We start from the raw sequence: 22,329 nt of genomic DNA on the forward strand, positions 1-22,329 counted from the left end.
ACACACGTACACCATGAATAACGAATTTACTTTTACTGTTAAGCGTTTTCCGTTAGACGAAAACTATCACCCATCAAACAGCACGCGTATTACAACCAACTTTGCAAACTTGGCGCGAGGTGAAAACCGCCAACAGAACTTACGCAACGCATTAACTATGATTAATACAAGCTTTAATGCGCGTGCTAAATGGGATAACAAAAATGGCCAGCGTTACTCAGTTGAGCTAGATATTATTTCGGTAGATATGGAAATAGCGGGTAGTAGCGAGGCATTTCCGTCAATTGAAGTATTAAAAACCAATATTATTGACCATGAAACAAATCAGCGCTTTGAAGGCATTGTTGGCAATAATTTTTCTTCGTATGTGCGCGATTATGATTTTAGCGTGTTACTGCTTGAGCATAACAAAGACAAGTCATCGTTTAGTATTCCTGATAATTTTGGCGAATTACACGGTAAACTGTTTAAAAGCTTCATTAATTCAGAGGTATACAAAAATAACTTTAACAAGCCGCCAGTTATTTGCTTAAGCGTTTCGGATAACAAAACTTATTTCCAAAGTGATAATCAGCACCCAGTATTAGGTACCGAATATGTGCCAAATGAATCGTCATTAACGGAGCAGTATTTCAAAAAAATGGGCCTACAGGTACGTTACTTTATGCCGCCAAATAGCCAAGCGCCGCTGGCATTTTATTTTGTTGGCGACCTGCTAAACGATTACACCAATTTAGAACTAATCAGTACGATAAGCACAATGGAAACATTCCAAAAAATCTATCGTCCAGAAATTTATAACGCTAACGCAGCGGCAGGAAGTTGTTATCAACCGAGCTTAAAAAATCAAGATCACTCGTTAACGCAAATTGTTTACGACCGTGAGGAGCGTAGTCAACTGGCAATTAAACAAGGTAAGTTTGCACAAACGCACTTTATTGAACCTTATCAATCGCTACTTGAAAAGTGGTCGGCAAACTTTGCTGCTTAAAAAACGGAATTAGCATTAACTATGAAAACATTATTACCGGCATCGACCGCGGGCAGTTTGCCAAAACCATGCTGGCTTGCAGAGCCAGAAGTGCTGTGGTCACCATGGAAATTAAGCGGCGACGCGCTTGTTGATGGTAAACACGATGCACTAAAAGTATCGCTTCATGAACAGCAACAAGCTGGCGTAGATATCGTCAGCGATGGTGAGCAAACGCGTCAGCATTTTGTGACTACCTTTATTGAGCACCTTGATGGTGTTGATTTTGAAAATCGCAAAACCGTGCGCATTCGTAATCGTTATGATGCAAGCGTACCAACGGTAGTCGGCCCTGTGGCACGAAAAGCCCCGGTGTTTGTTGAAGATGCAAAGTTTTTACGCGCGCAAACCGACAAACCAATTAAGTGGGCACTGCCAGGCCCAATGACAATGATTGATACCTTGTATGACGATCATTATAAAAGCCGTGAAAAACTTGCGTGGGAATTTGCCAAAATTCTTAACCAAGAAGCAAAAGAGCTCGAAGCAGCTGGAGTTAATATTATTCAGTTTGACGAGCCAGCGTTTAACGTGTTTTTTGATGAAGTAAATGACTGGGGTATTGCGTGTTTAGAGCGCGCGATTGAGGGCTTAAAGTGCGAAACCGCAGTGCATATTTGCTACGGTTACGGCATTAAAGCAAATACAGATTGGAAAAAAACGTTGGGCTCTGAATGGCGTCAATACGAAGAAGTATTTCCTAAATTACAGCAATCGAATATTGATATCATCTCTCTTGAATGCCATAACTCGCGTGTGCCAATTGAGTTACTTGCACTTATTCGTGGCAAAAAGGTAATGGTAGGGGCTATTGATGTAGCAACCGATGATATTGAAACGCCAGAAGAAGTCGCTAATACGCTACGCGAAGCGCTGAAATACGTGGATGCAGATAAGCTTTACCCATCAACGAACTGTGGCTTAGCGCCGTTGTCGCGTAAGGTTGCACGAGCAAAGCTTAATGCCCTTGCCCAAGGCGCAGCGATAGTGCGCAAAGAGCTAAACGCTTAGTAGGTTGACCGCTACATAAGCAAAAGAAAAGCGTACGGTTATTACTGTACGCTTTTTTATCACTAGCCTGCTTGCTGACGCTGTTTTTTATATTCCGATGCGGTTTGCCCCATGATTTCTTTGAATGCTTTACTGAAGGTAACACGGTTTGCAAAGCCTGATTCAAACGCAATTCGTTCCAAAGGCCAATGAACACTTGGGTTATCAATAAGCGAAATAGCGTGTTGAATACGGTATCCGTTAATAAGACGATAAAAGTTTGTTTGCATGCTTTGGTTGATCACTTGTGACAGGGTATGCGCTTTTATATCGGTTTCGTGTGCGAGTGTGGTTAAAGTGAGTTTGTCATTTAAGTACAGTTGTTTTACCTTAATTTGTTGCTCTAAGTGTTTGGCAACATGATTACTTTGCTGCTCACTTAAGGCGGAGTGAAAGTACTTGATATTGCTGCTCTCATCTTTATTTTCAGAATAATTTTGCTGTATTAAAGCATGTTCTTCTTTGCTCATAAGCAAATCGGTTTTTTGCAGTGCGATATAACCAATTGCCAAAACGATAACAGCAACAAATAGCAGCCAAATATCACTTACCAAAGCAAGTGTACCAATCGCGAAAAACTGCTGACCAATAAAGAGACCTACCCACACGAGTTCTAACAAAAAGAGTGATACCACTAAAAACGTAAGCTGTTTTAATACCGCTTTACTGTTATCTGCACGTAGGGCGTTACATACTTTTTCGAATTTTTGAATATGCTGCCAACTCAAAAATAAATAGATGCTTAAATGTGTTTTGATTGCTAGAAACAGTAGAACAAACTTGAGCGGAATTACGCGGGCTTCGGTTTGTGACAAAACAAATTGCCACATGGTGACTTTAGCATCGAGCGATTGAAACACCGATGGTGCGTTATAACACCATAATGAAATTGCAGGAATAAAATGAAGTAAAAGTTGATATGTCTTTGGTTTCTCTTCGCCTACCACTAAGCTGACATAGATAAACACCAACGGACCAATGACCAATACTTCGCCAGGAAGCAAATCCATAAAATGGGCTAAATGCGGGTATAACCCAAGGTAAAGTGCACCTGCTTCAAATAGTTTGTAGCTGATTATAAAACATACTAAGGCAAGCCATTTTGCGGTAGTAATATTGGTTAGTTTGGTTTTTCGCCATAGGCTAATCGCCAGCATTAATGCGTGGCTAAAAGCGATAAAGTAAATAACACCTAAAACTGTTCGTGGCATACTTTTTCCAAATTTTGAGGTTATGTTCCTCAGCTTAACTATGAATTTTTTGACAGTGTAAAGTTCAAGGTATTCTTACAGTTTTTTAAATCGTTTACATGCTTAAATTACCAATATGTTATAGCCTATAAATGGTTAAAGGGAGGTAGAAACGCCATCTAGTTTAAGTATGCATAGGAAAACACATAGAAATCAAAAGCGTTTTTAATAGTCTAAAAATCAGTAATTTATAGTCTAAATTGTTAACCTCAAGCTAGTTTTACACACGTGTTTTTATAATAAGTAAGCTTATTTATCAAATTAAATTGTTAAGGATAAATAATGTTTTCTTGGAATAAAAAACAAATGCTTTTCTTAAGTGCCATCATGGTGTTGGTACACATTTTATCTGTGCCATTAATAGCACAAGCAGCACCAAAGGGTGCGTCTAGCCAAAAGTATTTTCGTCATATTATGTTTCGTGAATCGCCTTATGCGCCTTATCGTGGCATTCACACAATTTCTGAAAAGGTATCTCAAAATAACGCGCATTACCGATTTAGTTATGATGACAATGGGCGCGTCAGCGAAATCCGATACCAAATGAATAACCAGTTAATTAACGGCAATGAAGTGTGGGATTCGTTTATCTGGTTTTCGCCTAAAGTGGCCATTAGCTATCATAAAGACAAAGAAATTCACACGTATTTTGACGCGCAAAATAAGCAAATTTCTGCGCATGGCAAGGTATATCGTGCCGTATACGCTTTAGATAAAAAAGGTAAGCGTGTTGCCTTGAGTTTTTTTGATGAAAATGCCAAACCAGTAGAAAGTGCGTGGCATATTCACCGCTATGAGTGGCGACATGAAAATGGCAAAGTATATGAGAAACGCTTTAATTTAAATAATGAACAGCAGCCACTTCGACCTGAATTTACGTTTTATGAGGTTGAGCTCACATACGACCATGACAACAAACTTAGTTTTGTAAAAAATTTAGGGTTGGATGGAACGCCGACAAATAACGCCAGTGGCGTAGGTATCGATCGTATTATTTATGATCAACATGGCAATTTCACTCGTTGGCAAGTTTACGATAAAGACGGTAATCCGGTAGAAGGCAATCGACCTATGGTGCATATGGGCGAACATCTTTACGATGAGTTTGGCAATAAAGTAGGGCTTAGAGGGTATGACAAGTTTGGACAGCGTAAAGCGTTTAGCTGGGGTGCGTTTGAACATAAAAGCACGTACTACCCAAATGGTAACCAAGAAAGCCATAAAATTTTTGATGAAAACGCCCGTTTAAGTCGTTATTTAGCAATCGAATATAACCAAACGCATTCACATATTTTATGGTTGAAGTCGCTGGATGAAAAGGAGCAATTATCACCTAGTCCAATGTTAGGCGGCGCGGCAGCATTAAGATTCGACTATCAAGCCGATGGCGGTGCAAAACGTACTTTGTTTAATCGTGATTTAACTAAGTACACACCAAAACAAACAGAACCGGCTGAATAACTATGTTGTTACGTTATTCTTTACTACTTTGCCTTTGGCTGCAAAGTGCCTCTGTGCTTTATGCCAATGAACATAACTTTAATCAAAATTATCAAGCTTTGGTTGATGAAGTAGCTAGCAAACCCTATTTGCAACCGCAACTTGATTTCTCTAATGCGATAGAAAGATTAAAGAAACAACCAAAAATTGCAGAAAATACCGTAAGCGAATGGCAAGCGAAATTACAAAAGTTAACGCCACACACCACTTGCCAGAAAATTGCATTTCAGAGTTTAGGAAATCACCTGCGACGCATTAACGTGCGTGAATCGTTAAAGAGAGCACTGGCTAAAGAGAGTCAATACTCGGGCGATTTTAGTGCATTACCAAACGCTAGGTTATGGTATTTACACTGGCTCGAAACCTGGCTAATGGATGATGTAACCCCCTCTGAATTACAAAAAGTCGCATTTAATGAGCTCCAAGTTGCGTTTACGCAGTATCAAAAAGTTAGCAGCCAAGCACATGTGAGCACAGCAGCTATTCCTGCAGCTGAACACCAAAAAATCGTCGCGGCGTTTATAACCAGAGAGCAGCAAGTGAAAGCAAATTTGCAGACGATGTTAAATTTACCTGAGTTTGATGCGCCATTAACTATTGCACCGTCAGGATTGCCGGAGAGTTTTCCGGCGCCCGGTATTTATGATAATCAAACTCAACGTTTTCTTTATCATCCCCAAAATGGCGAAATGCACTTATCGCATTTTGATTGGCTTTATTTACACGAGGGCGTTCCAGGCCACCATCTTCAGTTTAACGTGGTAGGTACTGAGAGTTTATGCCCAACTAATGCAATTGTGCCTATCCCATTTGTCAGTAGTGAAGGGTGGGCGGCCTATGTTGAAACACTCGGAAAAGAAATGGGGCTTTATGAGAAACCTTCATCTGAGGCGTATGCGCTAAAGTGGCGTGTATTGCGAGCGCTTCGAGTGTTGATTGATATCGGCATTCATTACGAAGGCTGGCCGGATGAAAAAGCCAAAGAGCTTTGGCAAACGTATCTGCCAGAGCACCCAGAAATCATGGTTCGCGAAATTATTCGTATTAAAAACTGGCCGGCACAAGTTATTACGTATGTATATGGCAAATATCGAATTGAAAAGGCGATTCAACCCTATCAAAGCAACCGTACCACAGCACTTAATCGAGTATTGCGCTTAAGTAATCAACCGCCATTGGCACTAGAACAATTGGCAGACTTTATGTCGATTGAAAACAACAATTAACAAGGAAATATCATGACATCAATAAAAACAAGCTTAGTGGTATTAGGTTGTCTGACTATGTTTATGCTAACAAGCCAAAGTAGTGCAGCGGATGTGAAAAAAGAGTCTCAAAACACCTTAGCTAGAGCCACATTACTTGGCGTAATGCCAAATAGCAATTATCAAAACCAAGGTGTAATGCTGGCACATGTGGCACCTAATAGTACCGCATCAACATTGGGATTAACGGTTGGCGATGTGATAACACAAGTCAATGGTACGCAAATTAGTGACTTTAATCAGCTTTTATCGGCAGTGCGGCCACTTAAATCAGGAGATGACATTCGTATCTCGTTAGTGCGCGATAAAAAGGTACAAACCGTGTCGAATAAAATGCAGCCTCGGCCATACGAAACAAGCGATTTTGCTGAGGTTGAATATAGTAAGGTGAGCTATCAGGGAAATATACTTCGCAGTATTGTGCATATTCCAAATGGCTTAAAAGCCAATGAAAAAGCGCCTGCTATTTTCTTTATTCAGGGTTATACCTGCGATTCTATAGATTATGGCATGATCCCTAATATCACTACGCGACAAATGATCGACCAATTTACGAATGCAGGTTATCTAGTCTATCGCGTAGAAAAACCCGGACTAGGCGACAGTATCTCAGACAAAGCATGCCGAGATATTGATTTTACAACAGAGTCAAACGCATTTTTGCATGGTTTAACAGCGCTTAAAGCACATAAAAATGTTGACCCGAACAAGGTGTTTTTATGGGGGCATTCGCTAGGTGTGCTCCATGCGCCAGTGATTGCAAAGCAATCTCCAGTGAAGGGCATAATAGGGTATGGTGGTGTAGCCAAAGGTTGGTACCAATATATGCTAGATATTTATCAAAAGCAGTCAGTGAAACATTTTGATGTTAGTAAAGCGCAAGCATTGGAGAATACACAGCTGGTGACACCATTTTTAGATATGTGGCTAAATACAGACACCCCATGGCAGCGCATCGTGAGTGATGAACGCGTTCAAAAAGCAATTGCAGCAAATTTGGTTGATATAAATGGCGAGTTATCGGTAAATCGTCATTACAGTTTTTTCAGAGATTTGAATCGCTATAATTTTAGCGCTTTGTGGCAAGAGCTAAATACGCCTGTGTTGATGATGCATGGCAGTTTAGATATTCAAGCGATTGAGCCATCGTGGGCATTTGATATCGCGAAGCTATCGGGCAGGCCTCAAAGTAAAGGGCTTGTAATCGAAAATGCTGAGCATGCATTTATGCGCTTTGACAATAAACAAGCTTATATGCGTGCGCGTCAATCTGGTCAATATAATCCAGCAGAACCAAAAGCGCAGTTTGATGCACGTATAGGGAAACATACTATTCATTGGCTTGCACAGTTCAAGTAAGGTTCGCAAATGTTGTTACAAATGTATTTTTAAGGGAATAGGCTGAAAGCGTGCACGAGCAAAGCTTAATGCCTTTGCCCAAGGTGCAGGGCGTATCGATAGTGCGTGCAGAAGTACAAGCTTAAGCAATATTCCCTAATAACTCTAAAAACAAAGGCGTACATATATTTTGTACGCCTTTTTTGTGTGAAGTTTACGTGTCGTTAAACAAGGAAACACGTTTTTAAACGAGAAAATCGCTACCAAGATAACTTGGTAGCGGGAGCAATTTCACTCGTTTAAATTGCTGACGAGTTTAGATTTGTTTCAGCAATGGTGAATTTGGAATGCCATAATCAAATATCCACGGTTGTTCAGTCGCTAACTGTGCCGGAAGCTTTGCTTTTATTTTATTGGCGTTTTCAATGTCGTTTTGTTTTAAGTAAACGTAACGTTTATAGACATTCGTTACTGTGTTATCGCCCACATTTGGATGAGACAGTGTAGCAAGCGCTTGTTCATATTTTGCTTGGTCGATGTAGGCACGTGCTAGAACCATAAGACTACCTTGATTAACATTCTGGCCAAGGTCTGCTTTAAGCGCCTCTATTTCTTGTTCTGCAAGTTGCGGTTGCCCTAGTTTGAGCAAGGTGTCTGCTTTAATATTACGAGTATATTGTGGTGCGTTGTTACCATCTTTGTACCACAGCTCGTATGCAGAAAGTGCGCCTTGGTGATCGCCAACTTTGTGTAAAAGGTGGTTAACCAATGTTAAGCTAAGTAGCTTCATTTGCTTTTCTTCTACCTGCGATAAGACAGGGCGTTGCTCGTGCCATGCAACTATTGTGTTGGCAATTTTTTTAAGCTCAGCGGCATCTTCCGATTTTGCGTTTTTCGCTAGGTTTAGCAATTCTGCCATTTGCGTATTATATGATTCACTTGTTTCGTATTGCGCACTTTGTGATTCATTATTCGTAGAGGTTTTCTTCTCAACAATTTGAGCCGCTGCGATTGTAGTAAACGAAACAGCTGCTAACATCATTACGATATGTCTTTTCTTCATCACTTTTTCCTTGTTTAACATTTTTACTCGGAGCACGTTAAAGTGCTTGGTATGAGCCATATTTAATACTGGCGAGCAATAACTTGAACCTTTTGGAGCTCCGGTAAAAGCTTCAAGTGTCAAACTTGCCAGGTCATGTTGATAGCGTTGATTTAGCTGATTAAAGCAACGCTCATCACAACTCAGTTCTAGTTGCTGTCGTGCTTTCGCACCAAGCAACATACAGATGGGGTTCCACCAAAATAAATTCTCGGTAAGGCATATAAACCAAATCCAATAAATATCTCGCTGTTTAATATGTGTTGCTTCATGTAATAAAACAGAGTCGAGTTCACTACGAGATACCAGGGTTTGATCTAACCATATCACTGGTTTTAATATGCCTGTTGTTATGCCAGGGGTGCCTAAATTCACGGTTTTAACTTGGTAGTTTGCTCTCTGTGAGTTCACTGAACAGTCGTGTGCTTCTTTATTTAACTGTTTTACCAAAGCGAAATAGTGACGTACTTTATTTAAAAATAAGTAGATACCAATTGCGGTTACAGCGAGGCTAAGGTGCCACCAAGCAAGTGAACGATACCAAGGTGTTAGCTCACTCGTTACATCAGCCGAAATAGGTAAAGCACTATAGGTTAGTATGGGATCAGCTAAGTTAATTTCGGTTAAGAATAAAGTGCTGCTGAAGATTGCGCATATATCGAAACTTCAGGTAAAAGATGCCAAGGCATAAACCAAGCAGCTAAAGCGATTACAGCGACATAAAACCCAATTCTTGCAGGGGCGTTTGTTAGGCCCTTAATAATCAAAAGTGCCAATAGGCTAATGATAATATTTGTAAGAATATAATCCGTCATATTGACCTACCTTATTTGTGTGACTTTTTCTTTTTTAATAGTTCTTGTAGGTAATGTATATCGTCTTCATTTAGCTCTTCTTCTTTAATGAAGTGGGCAATTAAACTACGTGAGTTTCCGCCAAAAAAACGTTGCATAAAGCTGGGAGTTTCTTGGCTTGAAAGGGTGCTTTGTTGCACCTTGCTTCGATACACAATGGCTCTGCCTTGTTTGTCTGCGCGCTCAACTGCACCTTTCTTTTCTAATCGGTCGATAATGGTTTTAACTGTGGTGTAAGCAACTTCTTTGTTTTGCGAAAGTAGCTGATGTAATTGCGCTGCCGTGCACGGTTCGTGCTGCCACATTAATTGCATTACATCGAGCTCAAAATCACTTAGTTTCATATTCTCACCTTATCACTACTACGTTTGTAGTTTTGTTTTCTACAAATGTAGTAGTAATAAAAAATGAAGTCAAACTATTTTTTGAGCAATTTTGCTTTTTATTATTGAAAGTAACTTTGTAGTATCTAAAACATGGTGAGGTTATTGATTGTTTTCAGTCGTTGCAATAAGTACTGGGCGGTGTGTTTTAACACATAAAAAGTAAGCCCACGCAATGAGGATAATTTGTAATGGCGCACGAATAAGTAAATAAATTGGTCCCCATTGGTGACCACCTAAGCCAATGCTGTTAATAGCCGCATAAATATTTGCCGGAAAAAACACAATAAAAATAACAATTGCGAGTTTTGCCGCCAGCTCACGGTATTTTGTAGTAAAAAGTGCAATGCCAACTGCAAATTCCAATACTCCAGTGGCATAAACTAATTGTAAACGCAGGGGAACCCAAGGCGGCAACATTTCAACCATACCGTGTGTTTTTACAATATGACCAATTGCAAAGAAAATGAAAGTGATGCCCAACCCAATAGACGCATATTGTTTAATGTTTATTACTTGTCGAGTTACTTGCCCTTTAATAAACCCAAACAGTAATGGGCTTGTTAGCAAGATAAGAATTAATATTGGTGTGATCACGTTCCCTCGCAAATTGCTTTATTCGTTATGTGTTTATGGGTGGTGTTAATAAGCGTAAAAACCACATCCTTGTAACAACTATAACTCACCTGACATTACAAAACTTATACAAAATAATGTGGTTTTGTAAAAAAGCTTAACGGAATATTACTTATTACAAACTACAGTTATTGCTTGAATTTATTCGTCGGTTACGTAAAGGTAACGTAAGGCTAACGGAACAATAACGTCACGGAGATTGCGCTTGCTTGCTAGGTTAATACTGAGCCAGTAAGGAAGCCCAAATATACAATTGAAAATAAACGCTGCGCATTTGAAGTCGCTTAGAGAATCTCGATGTTGGTCGCAACAAGCGCTTTCGGAATTCTCTGGTTTGAGTTTACGTACAATACAGAGAATTGAAGCAAAATCGGTTGCGTCGAAAGAAAGCATTAAGTGCTTGGCTGCGGTCTACGAAGTACCGGTGCAATCACTATGTGTTAGCGACTCAGCAATAGGCGAGTCATCAGCGGAAATAGATGAAACACAATTACAAAAACGAAGCACACAGAGCAAATTAAAGCTAAAACGAATGTATAATCAATTTGCGTTTGTATTTGCCTGTCACATGTTTGGTTTTTTAGGCATCTTCTTCGCGTATGACGAGCAGCGCATTGATAGTGAAATGTTTCAAATTTTAAAGAATGGCTTATCAATTGTATTGGTTTTTTCTGCCCTTTACTTTATGTATCGCGCACACAAGTTGAAGCGAGAATTAGGGATTGGTTCATCTGAAATTTAACCAAATGGGCAAGTAAGTGCTTGCTAAGGATGAAAGATGAAAAGACTACCAGTTGAATTTAATGTGTTAGCTATGGCGTGCGGGTTGTATTTAGTTGTGAGCATCGCATGTTCGATTTTATTAACCTTGGTTTGGCAACTCAATTTGGACGTTACTAATCAAAGCTATCAAGCGCTGGCACAACAGGCAGAACAATCGCCGTTTATAATTATTGGAAGTGCGATAATCGGCGTGTTTACAACGATGCTAACCGCTGCATTTATTACCTTTCGCGCAAAACAACATACTGTGCAGCTCGTATACTTTACTGGGTTGTTAATTTTATATGGTTGTTTAAGCATTGTATTGCACCCTGAAGCGTCCATGTTGATTAACGTGTTGAAAGTATTGTCACCTGCGCCGCTGTGTTTTTTCGGTTATTTAATTGCAATAACATACCAACAGAAAAAGCAAACACAGTGTCTTGCAGCTCAGTGATTTGTTATTTCTCGTAACGGTTAGATAACATCTAACGTCGCAAAGTTAGCAAAGCGCACTATTAAAAAGTCCACCGAGCATCATGTTTTTGATGCTCAAATCAAATTGTCTAATACAGGGAAACTTGACCGTGGAGTTTAATGTTTGTTTTGTACCCACTTACCTTTGTACACAACTGCTGCGACAGGGATATCTTTAATTTTCATCGGATCTACTGTAAATGGATTCTCTTTTAATATTGTAAAATTGGCCACTTTCCCCACTTTGATAGACCCAATTTTATCTTCGAGATTAAGCGTACGAGCCGCATCAATCGTGATGCCTTTCATTGCAGTATAAATATCTAGACGCTGATCTTGAGAAAACGCACTGTTTTCGCTGGTAACGCGATTGATTGCTGTCCACGCCAAGGTTAAGGGTTCTGCGGGAGCCATGGCAAAATCGGAATGGAACGATACGGGAATATTTCGTTTAGTGAGCTCTTTTACACGCACTAGGTTCTCGGCGCGTTGAGGTCCTAACCCGTTCTCTGAGTACTTATCCGCAAGTGCCCAAAGGTAAAAAGGGTTAACAGACGCTTCAATATTGAGTGAATTTATTTGCTCTGCGATTTTGGCATCAAAATAGCCCATATGGTGCAGTGTAAAACGATGGTTTTCGCGAGGATGTGCTTTTTGATCTGCTTTATTAAAGTCAACAACTTGTTGTATTCCTTTGTCACCGTTGGCGTGTACATGGATCTTGTAACCTTTACTCCAATAAAAGCTGAGTTGTTGCTGGAAAAGCTGTAATGGCGTCATCCATTCGCCATGAAATTCGTTGCCAAGGTAAGGTTCGTTCATTTGCATCGCAAGTGAATAAATAGCGCCGTCTGCAAATAACTTTACTTGTTGAGGTAAAAAGAAAATATTATCGGTATCGTATGCTTCTGCTAAACCTTGCATCTGCTTTTCGGCTTTTTCATTGCTGTTACCGGCCATCCCGTATAATTGCGTGCCATTAGGGATCAGGTAAATATCATAAGGTGGTTGCTTATCCATTTCATTTTTTAAAAATGCGTACTCCATTTTAAAGTCCGCGCTTGGGAAACCTGGTTCTGCGATTGTTGTAATGCCATTTTGTAGCATAAGCTCTGTCATCATCGAGAGCCCTTTTTGGTAGTTCACGGGGTCGAGTAGCACTGAACCAATTTTTGGCACCAACGCTAACCAACCACCTTCATAAAAATGACCTTTTTGCCAGTTTACTTGCGGGTTGTTTGCGAAGTCATTTTCAGCGATATTAAACAGCTTAATGGCTGCATCATTTAGGTAAATTTCATGAAATGAACGATGAATAATGCCTACGGGTTTATTGTCGCCAGAATATTGGTTAAGTAAGTCTCTACTAAGTTCACCATGCCAAAGCTGATGATAGCCCCAAATAAAATGCATTTTATTTTCGGGCGCATTAGCGATTGACGCTTTAAGTTGATGCTTGAATGCTTCAGGCGTTTTAGTCGCTTTAGAAATACCGTTGGGCTTTTTCCATTGATGGGGTGCTATTGTATTGTTAGGAAGCATTAAGGCTGCAATTGACGGGTGCAGATGGGGTTCTATAAACCCAGGCATTAATGTTTTACCGTTTAAATTTACAATGCGGGCATGAGAGTATGCTTTTTCTGCTCCTTGTTTTGAACCGACATAAACGACTTTTCCGTCTTGCTCAACTAGCGCATCAACATAACTGAGGGTATCACCTTCCATTGTGATAATGTTCCCTCCGTGGTATAGCGATGCGTTATGCTGTGTTAATTGCCTGTTTTCTTTTCCTGTGGCGCAAAATTGAAATAGCGCTAATACAACTAACACGACGTATTTAGTGTTAATTTTCATGGTTCCTTCCCTGTTTTTCAGATTACGTCACGTATTTACGTGGTTTAGTTCATCTTATTGTGTTGCTTAATTTTTGTCATTGATTTTATTGCACACCCTATCTTCTTTGCATCCGCAGCTAACACTTAACAACGCCCATAAATTACGCTTTACTATTTAAAAATAAGCCAGCGTTACTCTGTGTTGTATGAGTAGGTTTAGCAAATAGCCCGCTTACATACGTTGCTGCTTGTTGTTGTATAAGAGATTGCACGTTTACTAGCGCCTCATCTAATTGTTGTTGTAGCTCAATTAGTTTCGTATTTTTTTCTGGGTCGTCATCTTCTGAGGTATTACGTAAGTCTTTAATTTGGTGTTGCAGCGACACAATGTGATTGATTTTGTCTTGTGTTTCATCTGGCTTAGCAGTATCTGCTTGTTCATCTGTTTTTGTTGGTTTTTCGTTTTTTGACTCACTTGCTTTGTCTTTCGCGTCAGCAGTGGCTGTATCGCTTTTTGATTGTGTTATGTCGTCCTCGTTGGTGTGAAGTAATGTGTTGTATCCTGAATAGCCCGAGGAAAGGTTGTTAATGTTCATAAACGTCCATAATTTGACATGTAAACAACAGTTTAAGCAACTATTGTGCCTTATATTAGTGTTTTTGGAATTGTGAGTGAATTGTTATCAGATACGGGAGTTCAGGCATTAACCACGCTGTTGCGAGTAATGGCACAAAAGATAGCCCGTTTTGTAAATAAGCAATGAAAGGTGCTTTGCAGACAACTCCACGAGTAAGTGCGACTTATTTTTTACCAACAAGGATTATTTTACTTTTTTGAATAGTTTTGTGCTTTAAGCTGGTCTATCACCATACAATTTAAGATGAAGATGGTTGGGTGCACAATTTATGAAAGAGAGCAGCAATAAAGTAATTGTTGGCGCGTTGCTTGGCATTTCAGGTTTATTAATGGCGATCAGTACCTTGCTGATTGGGCAAGATGTTAGTTTACAGCGCGTGCTAGATTTTTATTTACTTGATAGTGTGATGAGTTCGCAATATGCAAGTTTGCTAGCGGGTTTTACATTTTTGGGAATGGCTATTATTGCTATGTTGAGTATAAAAAAGCGTAAATACCAAGGTGTTTTATCTGCTTTTTTACTCGTTATTAGCATAGTACCGTTACTCACGTTACTGGACAGTAGTCGTTGGATTGCCGATTTAGGTGGTTTTCCTGCTATTGGTTCTGGCCAGGGGATTATTAAATACTTCGCGTTACTGGCACTCGCCATTCACTTTCTTTACGCTGAGAAAATGACAATACGCCAACAACAATGGGTGCAACTATTCCCCGTTGTTTTAGTTTTGTTATGGATTGGAGGCATGAAGTTTACTGAGATAGAAGCACAAGGCATTGAAGATCTGGTTCGCTCGTCGCCATTAATGAGTTGGATGTATCATCTTTGGTCTGTGCAAACAGCGTCAAACCTGATTGGTATTTACGATTTGATTGCGCTCGGCTTGCTGGTTTTATCAGTATACTTCCAGCGCGTATTGTGGCTTGGTATTTTAATGGCTGGGGCAGTCATGCTGACCACCCAAACATTCCTGTTTACATGGCCTCCAGCGCTATCAAGCGATACAGTACTTAGCTCAGGCGGGCAGTTTTTGATTAAAGATCTGTGGTTTGTTGCTAACTTGGTGCTGTTTACGTGTTTGGCAATTAAGCAATCAAAACAAGCACAATTGAGAGATTAATTGTTCGCTAAATCCACTCATTTATTTGCGTGTTACTCGCATTACCTGTATCAATTTTGATTTAGGTAATGTGAGTTTACTTACCTTCATTTATACCTGTTAGTTACTTCCACATACGTTATTTTTGACGCGCAAAAAATAATTGCTTGTTATTTTTTAGACGATCGGTCTATAATCGATTCATGACAGATAAAACACCACAACCTCGCAAGCGAGGACGGCCGAAGAAAAGTGAGCGAGCTCACCTCGACACACGCGCTGAATTAATCCAAAGTGGTTTGGCGCACTTTACAGAGTTTGGCTTTGTGGCGTCAGGCATTGATATGATCCTGAAAAAAACAGGCACACCGAAAGGTTCTTTCTATTATTATTTTGACAGTAAAGAGGCGTTTGGTAAGGCAGTAATTGACAATTACGCTAGGTTTTTTGCTAAGCGATTAGATGGTTGTTTGCTTGAACATTCGGTTGACCCAGTAACGCGAATTACTCAGTTTGTCGCGCTATCTAAACAAGGGTTGGTTAAGCATCAATTTACGCGTGGTTGCCTCGTTGGTAACTTAGGCCAAGAAGTCGATCTGTTACCTGAAACGTTTCGTGCTTTACTGCTGGCTATTTTTACCGAATGGCAAGATAAGCTGGCGGTGTGTTTAAAAGAGGCGCAACAGCAAGGGCTTTGCGATAAAAGCAAAGATCCACATGCCTTAGCTGAATTTTTCTGGGTTGGTTGGGAAGGCGCTGTGAGTCGAGCTAAATTAGCGCAGTCGACTAAACCACTCGATAGTTATTTAAATCACTTTTTAATGTTGCTGAAATAAAATTTTTTATAATTTAATAGACGACCAGTCTATATTTGGAGGTAAGACCGATGAAAGCAGTGCTAATTGAAAAAGATGAACAAGGTTATCGTGCAGCCTTACAAGAACTTGAACCGAACTTTTTACAAGGTGGAGACGTCGTCGTTGATGTTGCCTACAGCACGTTAAATTACAAAGATGCGCTTGCCATTACAGGTAAAGGCCCAGTTGTTAGGCAGTTTCCGTTGATCCCAGGCATTGATTTAGTGGGGACTGTGGTAGAAAGTGACAGCGAAAAGTTTAAAGCGGGCGATAAGGTATTGCTAAATGGCTTTGGTGTTGGCGAGCAATATCATGGTGGTCTTGCGCAAAGAGCCTGCGTTAAAAGTGATTGGTTAATTCACCTGCCGCCACACATCACACCCTTTCAAGCGATGGCAATTGGCACAGCTGGTTATACGGCGATGTTATGTATTATTGCGCTTGAAAAACAAGGGATTACTCCAGGTTCTGGAAAAATCTTAGTAACAGGCGCAAATGGTGGGGTGGGCAGCTTTGCCATTTCATTGTTAGCAAAATTGGGCTATCACGTGGTTGCTTCAACAGGGCGCGTGTCAGAGGCTGAATACCTTATTAAGTTGGGCGCAAAAGATGTTATCGACCGCAATACCTTGTCTGAGCCAGGTCGACCATTAGGTAAATCGTTGTGGGCAGGTGCCATTGATTCGGTTGGTAGTCATACGTTAGCAAATGTATGTGCTCAAATGGAGTATGGTGGTTCAGTCGCGGCATGCGGACTGGCACAAGGGATGGATTTTCCGGCAACCGTTGCGCCATTTATTTTACGTGGTGTGAACTTGCTTGGTATTGATAGTGTAATGAGGCCAATTCCAGATCGTGAAGCTGCTTGGCAAAAGTTGGCGCAGTTGATTGATGACACCATGTTAAATGATATCGCAACGACCATTTCACTGTCACAAGTAGTCGAAGTATCAAATGATTTATTGGCTGGTAAGGTGCAAGGTCGAGTCGTCGTTGACCTAGCGCTTTAAAACTGATGGCAAAAACGGTCGCCTGAAAAGCATAGGTAACCGTTTTTTATTTATTCTTTTTAAGAAAGCAGCTTTATCGACTAGTTATGGTTTTGATTCTGCTGTGCGTCAATGTCTTCTTGAAGCGCGGAAATTTGTGCTAATACCCCAACAAATTTTTCGCCAAACTCAGTAATTGTGTATTCCACGCGAGGAGGAATTTCGTTGTATTCAACTTTATCTAAAATGCCAAAATCAACATTACGCTTTAGGCATTGATTTAGCACTTTGGTCGACAGTCCATCCACACTGCGAACCATTTCACCGGGTCGATTAATGCCATTTTCGAGTAAGTGGTAAACGGTTAGCGACCATTTACAGCCAAATATTGTTTCAACCATGCGTGCACTTGTTTGCGGTGCCATTTTTCGTGTAAAAAACTTTTCTTGTGATTTCATAAAGATGTACCAAAAAGTACCTACCTAACCAAATTGTACTTACTATTCAGCTACCTACAGATGCTTTTAATATTACCACGAGTTTAATTATAGGAAGAAGAATATGACAAATTTTAATTATCAGCGTGCTTTGGTTATTGGTGGTTCGAGTGGCATTGGTTTTGAAGCGGCAAAGCAGCTGCTTAAAGCGGGCGTATCGGTTTCGATTATTGGTAATAATGGGAAAAAGCTAGATGACGCGGTAAATGTACTTTCTAACTATGGTGAAGTAAATGGTATTCAATTGAACCTTTATGATGAAGCAGCCGTAACACAATTTATTGAGCGCCTTGAGGGTAATTATGGTTATTTAGTGAATGCCGCTGGGTATTTTAGCCCTAAACCTTTTTTAGCGCACTCAATTGCGGATTATGAAAAGTATCACGCCCTGAATAAAGCAACATTTATGCTGACACAAGCTGTGGCAAAGGGCATGATTTCATTAGGTGGAGGTAGCATTGTTAACATTGGTTCGATGTGGGCAAAACAGGCAATTGCCGCAACGCCTTCATCAGCGTATTCAATGGCGAAAGCTGGGCTGCATGCATTAACGCAACACCTTGCAATGGAATTAGCAGCGCATAATATTCGAGTCAATGCAGTTTCACCAGCCGTTGTGAACACACCCATTTATCAGCATTTCATTGAAAAGGATGAGGTTGATACTGTACTTAAAAGCTTTGATGATTTTCACCCGATTGGTCGAGTAGGGTCGCCAAAGGATGTTGCTAATAGCATCACCTTTTTATTGTCAGAACAAGCAAGCTGGGTAACGGGTGCAATTTGGGATGTTGATGGCGGCGTGATAGCAGGTCGAAATTAAGGTATACACGCGCCTAGTGTGAGGCGCTTTGGGGTAATTTAATGATTAATATGAATTTTGCACAAAGGGTTGTGATAAATACATCCGAGCTTGACTGGGTTTCGAGCCCTGCTAATGGCGTATTAAGAAAACCATTAGAACGCGAAGCGAAAGAGTCAGGTCATACGACAAGTGTTGTTCAGTACGGCCCAAATACGGCGTTTGCAACACACCCACACCCCAAAGGCGAAGAGATTTTTGTGTTAGAAGGTGTTTTTTCGGATGAGCATGGTGATTACCCTGCGGGCACTTATTTACGCAACCCACCAGGTAGTTCTCACGCGCCCTTTAGCAAAGATGGTTGTATTATTTTGGTAAAACTCAATCAATTCTCTTCAGGGGATACTGAGTTGGTCAGAATAAATACATGTGAGGCCAATTGGCTTGCGGGACATGGTGGATTAGAAGTGATGCCGCTTCATGATTTTGAGCATGAACATGTGGCGCTGGTGAAATGGCCTAAAGGTGAGGTTTTCCAACCGCATACTCATTTCGGTGGGGAGGAAATTTTTGTGTTATCGGGAGAATTTATTGATGAACTTGGCAGGTATCCGAAAGGAACCTGGCTAAGAAATCCACATATGAGTATACATCATCCTTACGTTGAACAGGAAACCGTAATCCTTGTAAAAACGGGACACCTACCGATTGCCTAAAGTTTTATATTGAAAACAAAACGGTTACCTTTAAATACAAAGGTAACCGTTTTTAGTTATGATTTATAAAAGCTATTTACAGCTCACTTGGCCTTTTTATGCGTAAAGTGAGCGCAAATCATTACTGACAGCTTGGCGCATCGTATTCTACTTTTATGGTTGCACCTTCTGCGCCGCCTGTGACTTTCATATATGACCAGTATTCACTCCCCGCAGCGGTACTAAAACATAACGATGTTTCACCACTTGCAGCTCCTTGGTTATCACTTTCGCTTGGCCAGCCACCATTTTTGTAGAACACATTGAGCATGCCGGTACCGTGGCCTGCTGTAATGGTTAGTGTATCGTGGTTACTGGCATCTGCGAGACTAAACCACATGGTGCTATTGGCACCTAAACAAGTTGCCTTACCATTTTCTAAGCGACCAGATGTTACAGGTGACTGTACTGCACATGCGTTGTCTAAAATTGGCGTAATCGGTTCTGAAATTGATACTGTGTAGTCTTCCACTTCACCATCACCAATAGCGCCGCAGGCAGATGTCGCTGCACCATTATATTTCATAATGACACGCATGCGCGTGGTGATGCCACTTGCACTAGCTGGGATTGCCAGATCAGTGGTCACTGTGTTTTTGCCCGACAGATTGGCGATGACTTGTTCGGATTGTTCAAACGTACCATTTTGGTTGAAATCAATATAGGCAGTCCAATGCTCGGTGTAATTGCCCCCAGCTGTTAGCGCAACCGAGTTATTACCGACAATTAGTGGCATGGAAATGCCTGTGAAATCGCCATATCCCTCTTTTGCACTACTGTGGGTTGTGCCTGCTAAGGTGATTGATTCAATCCATTCATAATTGGTATTACCCGATGCATCGCAATAGCCTATATCAGTGATAATTGCCGACGTAGTTGCGCTGGTGGATTCACCTAAATTATCTGTTGCGGTTAGAGTAACTGTGTAGTTGCCAATCTGCGAATAGGTATGGGTAATAGTTTCACCTGTTTTGGTGGTGCCATCACCTAATTGCCATTCAAAGCGCGTAATTTCACCATCATCTGAAGAGCCAGCAGCAGAGAAAGTGACAGATTCACCAAGCTGTGCGGTGACTGAATCAGAAATCACTACGATAGGTGCTTTGTTGGTGTCGTTAATTGTTACCCTAGTAGTATCGCTTGCAGTATTGCCGTCGTTATCTGTTACGGTCAGAGTCACGGTGTATTCACCGACTTGCGCATAAGTATGATTTACTGTCTCACCAGTTGCTTGGTTACCGTCTCCTAAATCCCATTGATAGCTGACAATGGTGCCGTCACTGTCACTGGAACCATTACTAATTAGGGTTACACTTTCACCAATTTGCGCGCTGTAGTCACCGTTCGCTTCAGCGATAGGTAAAGTTGCGTTGGCAGCGCGTTCATAATACGCTCGTAAAGTTACGCCGCTATAATCCAAGAAGGGATCTATCATCACATTAAGTGTGCCACCGCCAGCTGGCAGCTCGCAATATTCACTGTGTCTGGGTGCACTAAAAGGACCGCAGTCAAAGGTACTGGTTGTTGGTATTGCATCAACACTTACGTACATATCAGGATCGCCCTGATAGCCGCCAGGTAATACTACAACGGTACGAATTGCATCGTCTGGAATGGTAAACTGATATCCCTTAACCGCATCCCCTTTATTCGCTGAGAGGTTGGTTTCTTCTGTTAAAAATATACGTTCGCAATTATTGCAAAGGGTTGCGTCATCGACAGCAATAACTTGTAAACGTGCATTAGTGTATGCAGTAAAGGCATCAACCGTGCTGTGGTAAGTCGCATTAACTGATGGCGCTGACACAGTGACTAACTCGGGTACACCTGCTGATTTAAATGAAATAAAATCGGCATTCCACTTATCACCATTTTTTGTTGGTGCACTTCCACGAGATACATATAAATCAGGGTCTTCAGTGTACCCGTCTAAGTAAAAAGCAACGGCTTCAGTGCCTTGGGGAATGGTCACTTCAAAATTATCTGACTCACCTTTGTTGGCTGACAAGTTGTCAAACGACTCTAGAGTGTTACCTTCAGGGGCAATATCTAAACCACTGCCATCCCAATAATGTTCATCGCTAGAAGTGTATTCTTCAAGGCCTGTTGCGATAAGGTTTTCGTTACTCCATAGGCTTTTTCGTGCCGGACCATGAAGTGCGGCTGTCATGCGCTGAACCTGCCCTTTAGTAAACATGGCGTAGTTGTCAGAATAGTGCATGAAGTTTTCGGTATTTGTCTTTTGACCTAAACAGTTAAGTGCATTGTTTTGTAAGATGCTGCTACTCATTTGTGGTGTATCACAGTTGTTGTCGCCGGTGGCGGCACAAAATGCTTCTTGATGCACAGAACACACATCACCATCAAAAGTGTGTGGCAAATTGAGCCAGTGGCCAAATTCGTGGGTTAATACTGAGCGAAAGTTTTCACCTGTGTTGCTGCCAAGGTAATTACCATTATAAACAACACGTGCAAGTCCATTTTCAGACATCGACAAGCTTGGGTACCAGGCGACACCGGAACTTGTTGTGCCGCCGTCTGCATAGAGATCTTGCTGGACATAAATGTTCATGTATTTAAAATTATCCCACGCATCGGCCGCAATTTGGTCGTCAACACCTGAGCCATTACCATACCCTGATTTATTTGCGTAGCGAACAATGCCGTTTGTTGCATTACCATTTGGATCTTTTTTGGCAAGTACAAACTCAATGTTCAGATTTTCTCTAATTGCTTGGAAAAGCGGGTCGATAGGACCATCTTGTGTGTTTGTGCCTAAAAAATCTTCATTACTTTTATTGAGCGCATCAATGATTTTTTCTTCGGTTAAACAATTGCTAGTTTCATCGGTACAGTTATAGGTATCGCCATAAACATGAACCACTACAGGAATATAATAGCGGCCTGGTACGCCATTTCCTGCAGCCACAACCGAAGCGAGGTTTTGATTAACAGCACTTGGGTGTAATTGTTTTAGCTGCGCGAAAGTCGCATATTGCGCTTTGTTTAGTTTTTGCAGTGCACGCCAGTCTTGGTGGTTATCGTCGGTGCCACATATATGGGCAGCTGTTTTTTTATTATCAAATAAAAGTTGTTGTGTTTGTGTTGAAGGTAGTTGAATTGAGCCAGCAAAAGCGGCACTTGTGGGTAAAGTGAGCGCTAACGACAATAACGCCATACATTTATTTTTATTAAACATTTGATTTCCCTTGC

General features: G+C 40.9%; 21 protein-coding genes. 12 read left to right on the forward strand and 9 right to left on the reverse strand.

The features are described from left to right. Positions 1-13 precede the first annotated feature (13 nt). Together AN214_RS10125 and AN214_RS10130 are read left to right on the forward strand one after the other, a co-directional pair. Positions 14-991, forward strand: coding sequence for a DUF1852 domain-containing protein (locus AN214_RS10125; RefSeq protein ID WP_054979621.1), 978 nt, complete (start codon positions 14-16; stop codon positions 989-991). Positions 992-1,012: 21 nt separating this feature from the next. After that, complete coding sequence (locus AN214_RS10130; protein WP_054979622.1) at positions 1,013-2,041, forward strand: methionine synthase; 1,029 nt, start codon at positions 1,013-1,015, stop codon at positions 2,039-2,041. Positions 2,042-2,103: 62 nt separating this feature from the next. On the opposite strand, the gene AN214_RS10135 is transcribed toward AN214_RS10130, so the two are convergent. Then, the gene (locus AN214_RS10135) at positions 2,104-3,291 is read right to left on the reverse strand and encodes an AraC family transcriptional regulator (RefSeq protein WP_054979623.1); all 1,188 of its coding nucleotides are present in this window, start codon (positions 3,289-3,291) and stop codon (positions 2,104-2,106) included. Positions 3,292-3,612: 321 nt separating this feature from the next. Between AN214_RS10135 and AN214_RS10140 the strand changes: the two genes are divergently transcribed. The 3 genes from AN214_RS10140 to AN214_RS10150 are packed head-to-tail and all read left to right on the forward strand — an operon-like array spanning position 3,613 to position 7,454. Then, positions 3,613-4,791 (forward strand): hypothetical protein, encoded by a 1,179-nt coding sequence (locus AN214_RS10140; protein ID WP_054979624.1) that lies wholly within the window; start codon positions 3,613-3,615, stop codon positions 4,789-4,791. Positions 4,792-4,793: 2 nt separating this feature from the next. Continuing rightward, complete coding sequence (locus tag AN214_RS10145; RefSeq protein ID WP_054979625.1) at positions 4,794-6,056, forward strand: DUF885 family protein; 1,263 nt, start codon at positions 4,794-4,796, stop codon at positions 6,054-6,056. Positions 6,057-6,068: 12 nt separating this feature from the next. After that, positions 6,069-7,454 carry a PDZ domain-containing protein gene (locus AN214_RS10150; protein ID WP_054979626.1) on the forward strand — a complete coding sequence of 462 codons (1,386 nt, stop codon included), beginning with the start codon at positions 6,069-6,071 and terminating at the stop codon, positions 7,452-7,454. A 295-nt stretch (positions 7,455-7,749) separates the two neighbouring features. Here AN214_RS10150 and AN214_RS10155 read toward each other — a convergent pair whose 3' ends face one another. The 4 genes from AN214_RS10155 to AN214_RS10170 all read right to left on the reverse strand — a co-directional run bounded on the left by AN214_RS10155 (position 7,750) and on the right by AN214_RS10170 (position 10,369). Further along, positions 7,750-8,985, reverse strand: coding sequence for a M56 family metallopeptidase (locus AN214_RS10155; protein ID WP_054979627.1), 1,236 nt, complete (start codon positions 8,983-8,985; stop codon positions 7,750-7,752). A gap of 173 nt (positions 8,986-9,158) precedes the next feature. Beyond that, positions 9,159-9,350: a hypothetical protein gene (locus tag AN214_RS10160; protein WP_054979628.1), complete on the reverse strand. Its 192-nt coding sequence runs from the start codon at positions 9,348-9,350 to the stop codon at positions 9,159-9,161. Between the two features lie 11 nt (positions 9,351-9,361). Beyond that, positions 9,362-9,733, reverse strand: coding sequence for a BlaI/MecI/CopY family transcriptional regulator (locus AN214_RS10165; protein ID WP_054979629.1), 372 nt, complete (start codon positions 9,731-9,733; stop codon positions 9,362-9,364). Between the two features lie 141 nt (positions 9,734-9,874). Continuing rightward, positions 9,875-10,369 carry a hypothetical protein gene (locus tag AN214_RS10170; protein ID WP_054979630.1) on the reverse strand — a complete coding sequence of 165 codons (495 nt, stop codon included), beginning with the start codon at positions 10,367-10,369 and terminating at the stop codon, positions 9,875-9,877. Positions 10,370-10,661: 292 nt separating this feature from the next. On the opposite strand from AN214_RS10170, the gene AN214_RS10175 reads away from it, so the two are divergent. Further along, positions 10,662-11,150 carry a helix-turn-helix domain-containing protein gene (locus tag AN214_RS10175; RefSeq protein WP_054979631.1) on the forward strand — a complete coding sequence of 163 codons (489 nt, stop codon included), beginning with the start codon at positions 10,662-10,664 and terminating at the stop codon, positions 11,148-11,150. Positions 11,151-11,186: 36 nt separating this feature from the next. Continuing rightward, the gene (locus AN214_RS10180; protein ID WP_054979632.1) at positions 11,187-11,627 is read left to right on the forward strand and encodes a hypothetical protein; all 441 of its coding nucleotides are present in this window, start codon (positions 11,187-11,189) and stop codon (positions 11,625-11,627) included. 137 nt (positions 11,628-11,764) lie between these two features. Here AN214_RS10180 and AN214_RS10185 read toward each other — a convergent pair whose 3' ends face one another. Together AN214_RS10185 and AN214_RS10190 are read right to left on the reverse strand one after the other, a co-directional pair. After that, entirely contained in the window at positions 11,765-13,501 is a 1,737-nt protein-coding gene (locus tag AN214_RS10185) for an amidohydrolase (protein ID WP_054979633.1), read from the reverse strand. Positions 13,502-13,643: 142 nt separating this feature from the next. Beyond that, positions 13,644-14,078, reverse strand: a complete 435-nt coding sequence (locus tag AN214_RS10190; protein WP_054979634.1) for a hypothetical protein — start codon at positions 14,076-14,078, stop codon at positions 13,644-13,646. A 310-nt stretch (positions 14,079-14,388) separates the two neighbouring features. Here AN214_RS10190 and AN214_RS10195 point away from each other — a divergent pair, with 310 nt between their 5' ends. The 3 genes from AN214_RS10195 to AN214_RS10205 all read left to right on the forward strand — a co-directional run bounded on the left by AN214_RS10195 (position 14,389) and on the right by AN214_RS10205 (position 17,083). Further along, the gene (locus AN214_RS10195) at positions 14,389-15,237 is read left to right on the forward strand and encodes a DUF417 family protein (RefSeq protein WP_054979635.1); all 849 of its coding nucleotides are present in this window, start codon (positions 14,389-14,391) and stop codon (positions 15,235-15,237) included. A gap of 182 nt (positions 15,238-15,419) precedes the next feature. After that, positions 15,420-16,052 (forward strand): TetR/AcrR family transcriptional regulator, encoded by a 633-nt coding sequence (locus tag AN214_RS10200; RefSeq protein WP_054979636.1) that lies wholly within the window; start codon positions 15,420-15,422, stop codon positions 16,050-16,052. 50 nt (positions 16,053-16,102) lie between these two features. After that, positions 16,103-17,083, forward strand: a complete 981-nt coding sequence (locus AN214_RS10205) for an MDR family oxidoreductase (RefSeq protein WP_054979637.1) — start codon at positions 16,103-16,105, stop codon at positions 17,081-17,083. Between the two features lie 80 nt (positions 17,084-17,163). On the opposite strand, the gene AN214_RS10210 is transcribed toward AN214_RS10205, so the two are convergent. Then, positions 17,164-17,520 (reverse strand): helix-turn-helix domain-containing protein, encoded by a 357-nt coding sequence (locus AN214_RS10210; protein ID WP_054979638.1) that lies wholly within the window; start codon positions 17,518-17,520, stop codon positions 17,164-17,166. A gap of 103 nt (positions 17,521-17,623) precedes the next feature. Between AN214_RS10210 and AN214_RS10215 the strand changes: the two genes are divergently transcribed. Further along, positions 17,624-18,382, forward strand: a complete 759-nt coding sequence (locus AN214_RS10215; RefSeq protein ID WP_040135258.1) for an SDR family NAD(P)-dependent oxidoreductase — start codon at positions 17,624-17,626, stop codon at positions 18,380-18,382. 41 nt (positions 18,383-18,423) lie between these two features. Continuing rightward, a complete protein-coding gene (locus AN214_RS10220; protein ID WP_054979639.1) occupies positions 18,424-19,077 on the forward strand; it encodes a cupin domain-containing protein in 654 nt (217 codons plus the stop codon). A 121-nt stretch (positions 19,078-19,198) separates the two neighbouring features. Here AN214_RS10220 and AN214_RS10225 read toward each other — a convergent pair whose 3' ends face one another. Further along, positions 19,199-22,315, reverse strand: a complete 3,117-nt coding sequence (locus AN214_RS10225; protein WP_054979640.1) for a M43 family zinc metalloprotease — start codon at positions 22,313-22,315, stop codon at positions 19,199-19,201. Between the last annotated feature and the right edge of the window lie 14 nt (positions 22,316-22,329).

Source organism: Pseudoalteromonas sp. P1-9 (assembly GCF_001399975.1).
Lineage (GTDB): Bacteria > Pseudomonadota > Gammaproteobacteria > Enterobacterales > Alteromonadaceae > Pseudoalteromonas.

Coding starts and splice junctions, on each gene's coding strand:
- AN214_RS10220 (WP_054979639.1), top strand. CDS start 18,424: ATGATTAATATGAATTTTGCACAAAGGGTTGTGATAAATACATCCGAG.
- AN214_RS10135 (WP_054979623.1), bottom strand. CDS start 3,291: ATGCCACGAACAGTTTTAGGTGTTATTTACTTTATCGCTTTTAGCCAC.
- AN214_RS10205 (WP_054979637.1), top strand. CDS start 16,103: ATGAAAGCAGTGCTAATTGAAAAAGATGAACAAGGTTATCGTGCAGCC.
- AN214_RS10190 (WP_054979634.1), bottom strand. CDS start 14,078: ATGAACATTAACAACCTTTCCTCGGGCTATTCAGGATACAACACATTA.
- AN214_RS10160 (WP_054979628.1), bottom strand. CDS start 9,350: ATGACGGATTATATTCTTACAAATATTATCATTAGCCTATTGGCACTT.
- AN214_RS10130 (WP_054979622.1), top strand. CDS start 1,013: ATGAAAACATTATTACCGGCATCGACCGCGGGCAGTTTGCCAAAACCA.
- AN214_RS10215 (WP_040135258.1), top strand. CDS start 17,624: ATGACAAATTTTAATTATCAGCGTGCTTTGGTTATTGGTGGTTCGAGT.
- AN214_RS10145 (WP_054979625.1), top strand. CDS start 4,794: ATGTTGTTACGTTATTCTTTACTACTTTGCCTTTGGCTGCAAAGTGCC.
- AN214_RS10180 (WP_054979632.1), top strand. CDS start 11,187: ATGAAAAGACTACCAGTTGAATTTAATGTGTTAGCTATGGCGTGCGGG.
- AN214_RS10195 (WP_054979635.1), top strand. CDS start 14,389: ATGAAAGAGAGCAGCAATAAAGTAATTGTTGGCGCGTTGCTTGGCATT.
- AN214_RS10150 (WP_054979626.1), top strand. CDS start 6,069: ATGACATCAATAAAAACAAGCTTAGTGGTATTAGGTTGTCTGACTATG.
- AN214_RS10125 (WP_054979621.1), top strand. CDS start 14: ATGAATAACGAATTTACTTTTACTGTTAAGCGTTTTCCGTTAGACGAA.
- AN214_RS10140 (WP_054979624.1), top strand. CDS start 3,613: ATGTTTTCTTGGAATAAAAAACAAATGCTTTTCTTAAGTGCCATCATG.
- AN214_RS10185 (WP_054979633.1), bottom strand. CDS start 13,501: ATGAAAATTAACACTAAATACGTCGTGTTAGTTGTATTAGCGCTATTT.
- AN214_RS10165 (WP_054979629.1), bottom strand. CDS start 9,733: ATGAAACTAAGTGATTTTGAGCTCGATGTAATGCAATTAATGTGGCAG.
- AN214_RS10200 (WP_054979636.1), top strand. CDS start 15,420: ATGACAGATAAAACACCACAACCTCGCAAGCGAGGACGGCCGAAGAAA.
- AN214_RS10210 (WP_054979638.1), bottom strand. CDS start 17,520: ATGAAATCACAAGAAAAGTTTTTTACACGAAAAATGGCACCGCAAACA.
- AN214_RS10225 (WP_054979640.1), bottom strand. CDS start 22,315: ATGTTTAATAAAAATAAATGTATGGCGTTATTGTCGTTAGCGCTCACT.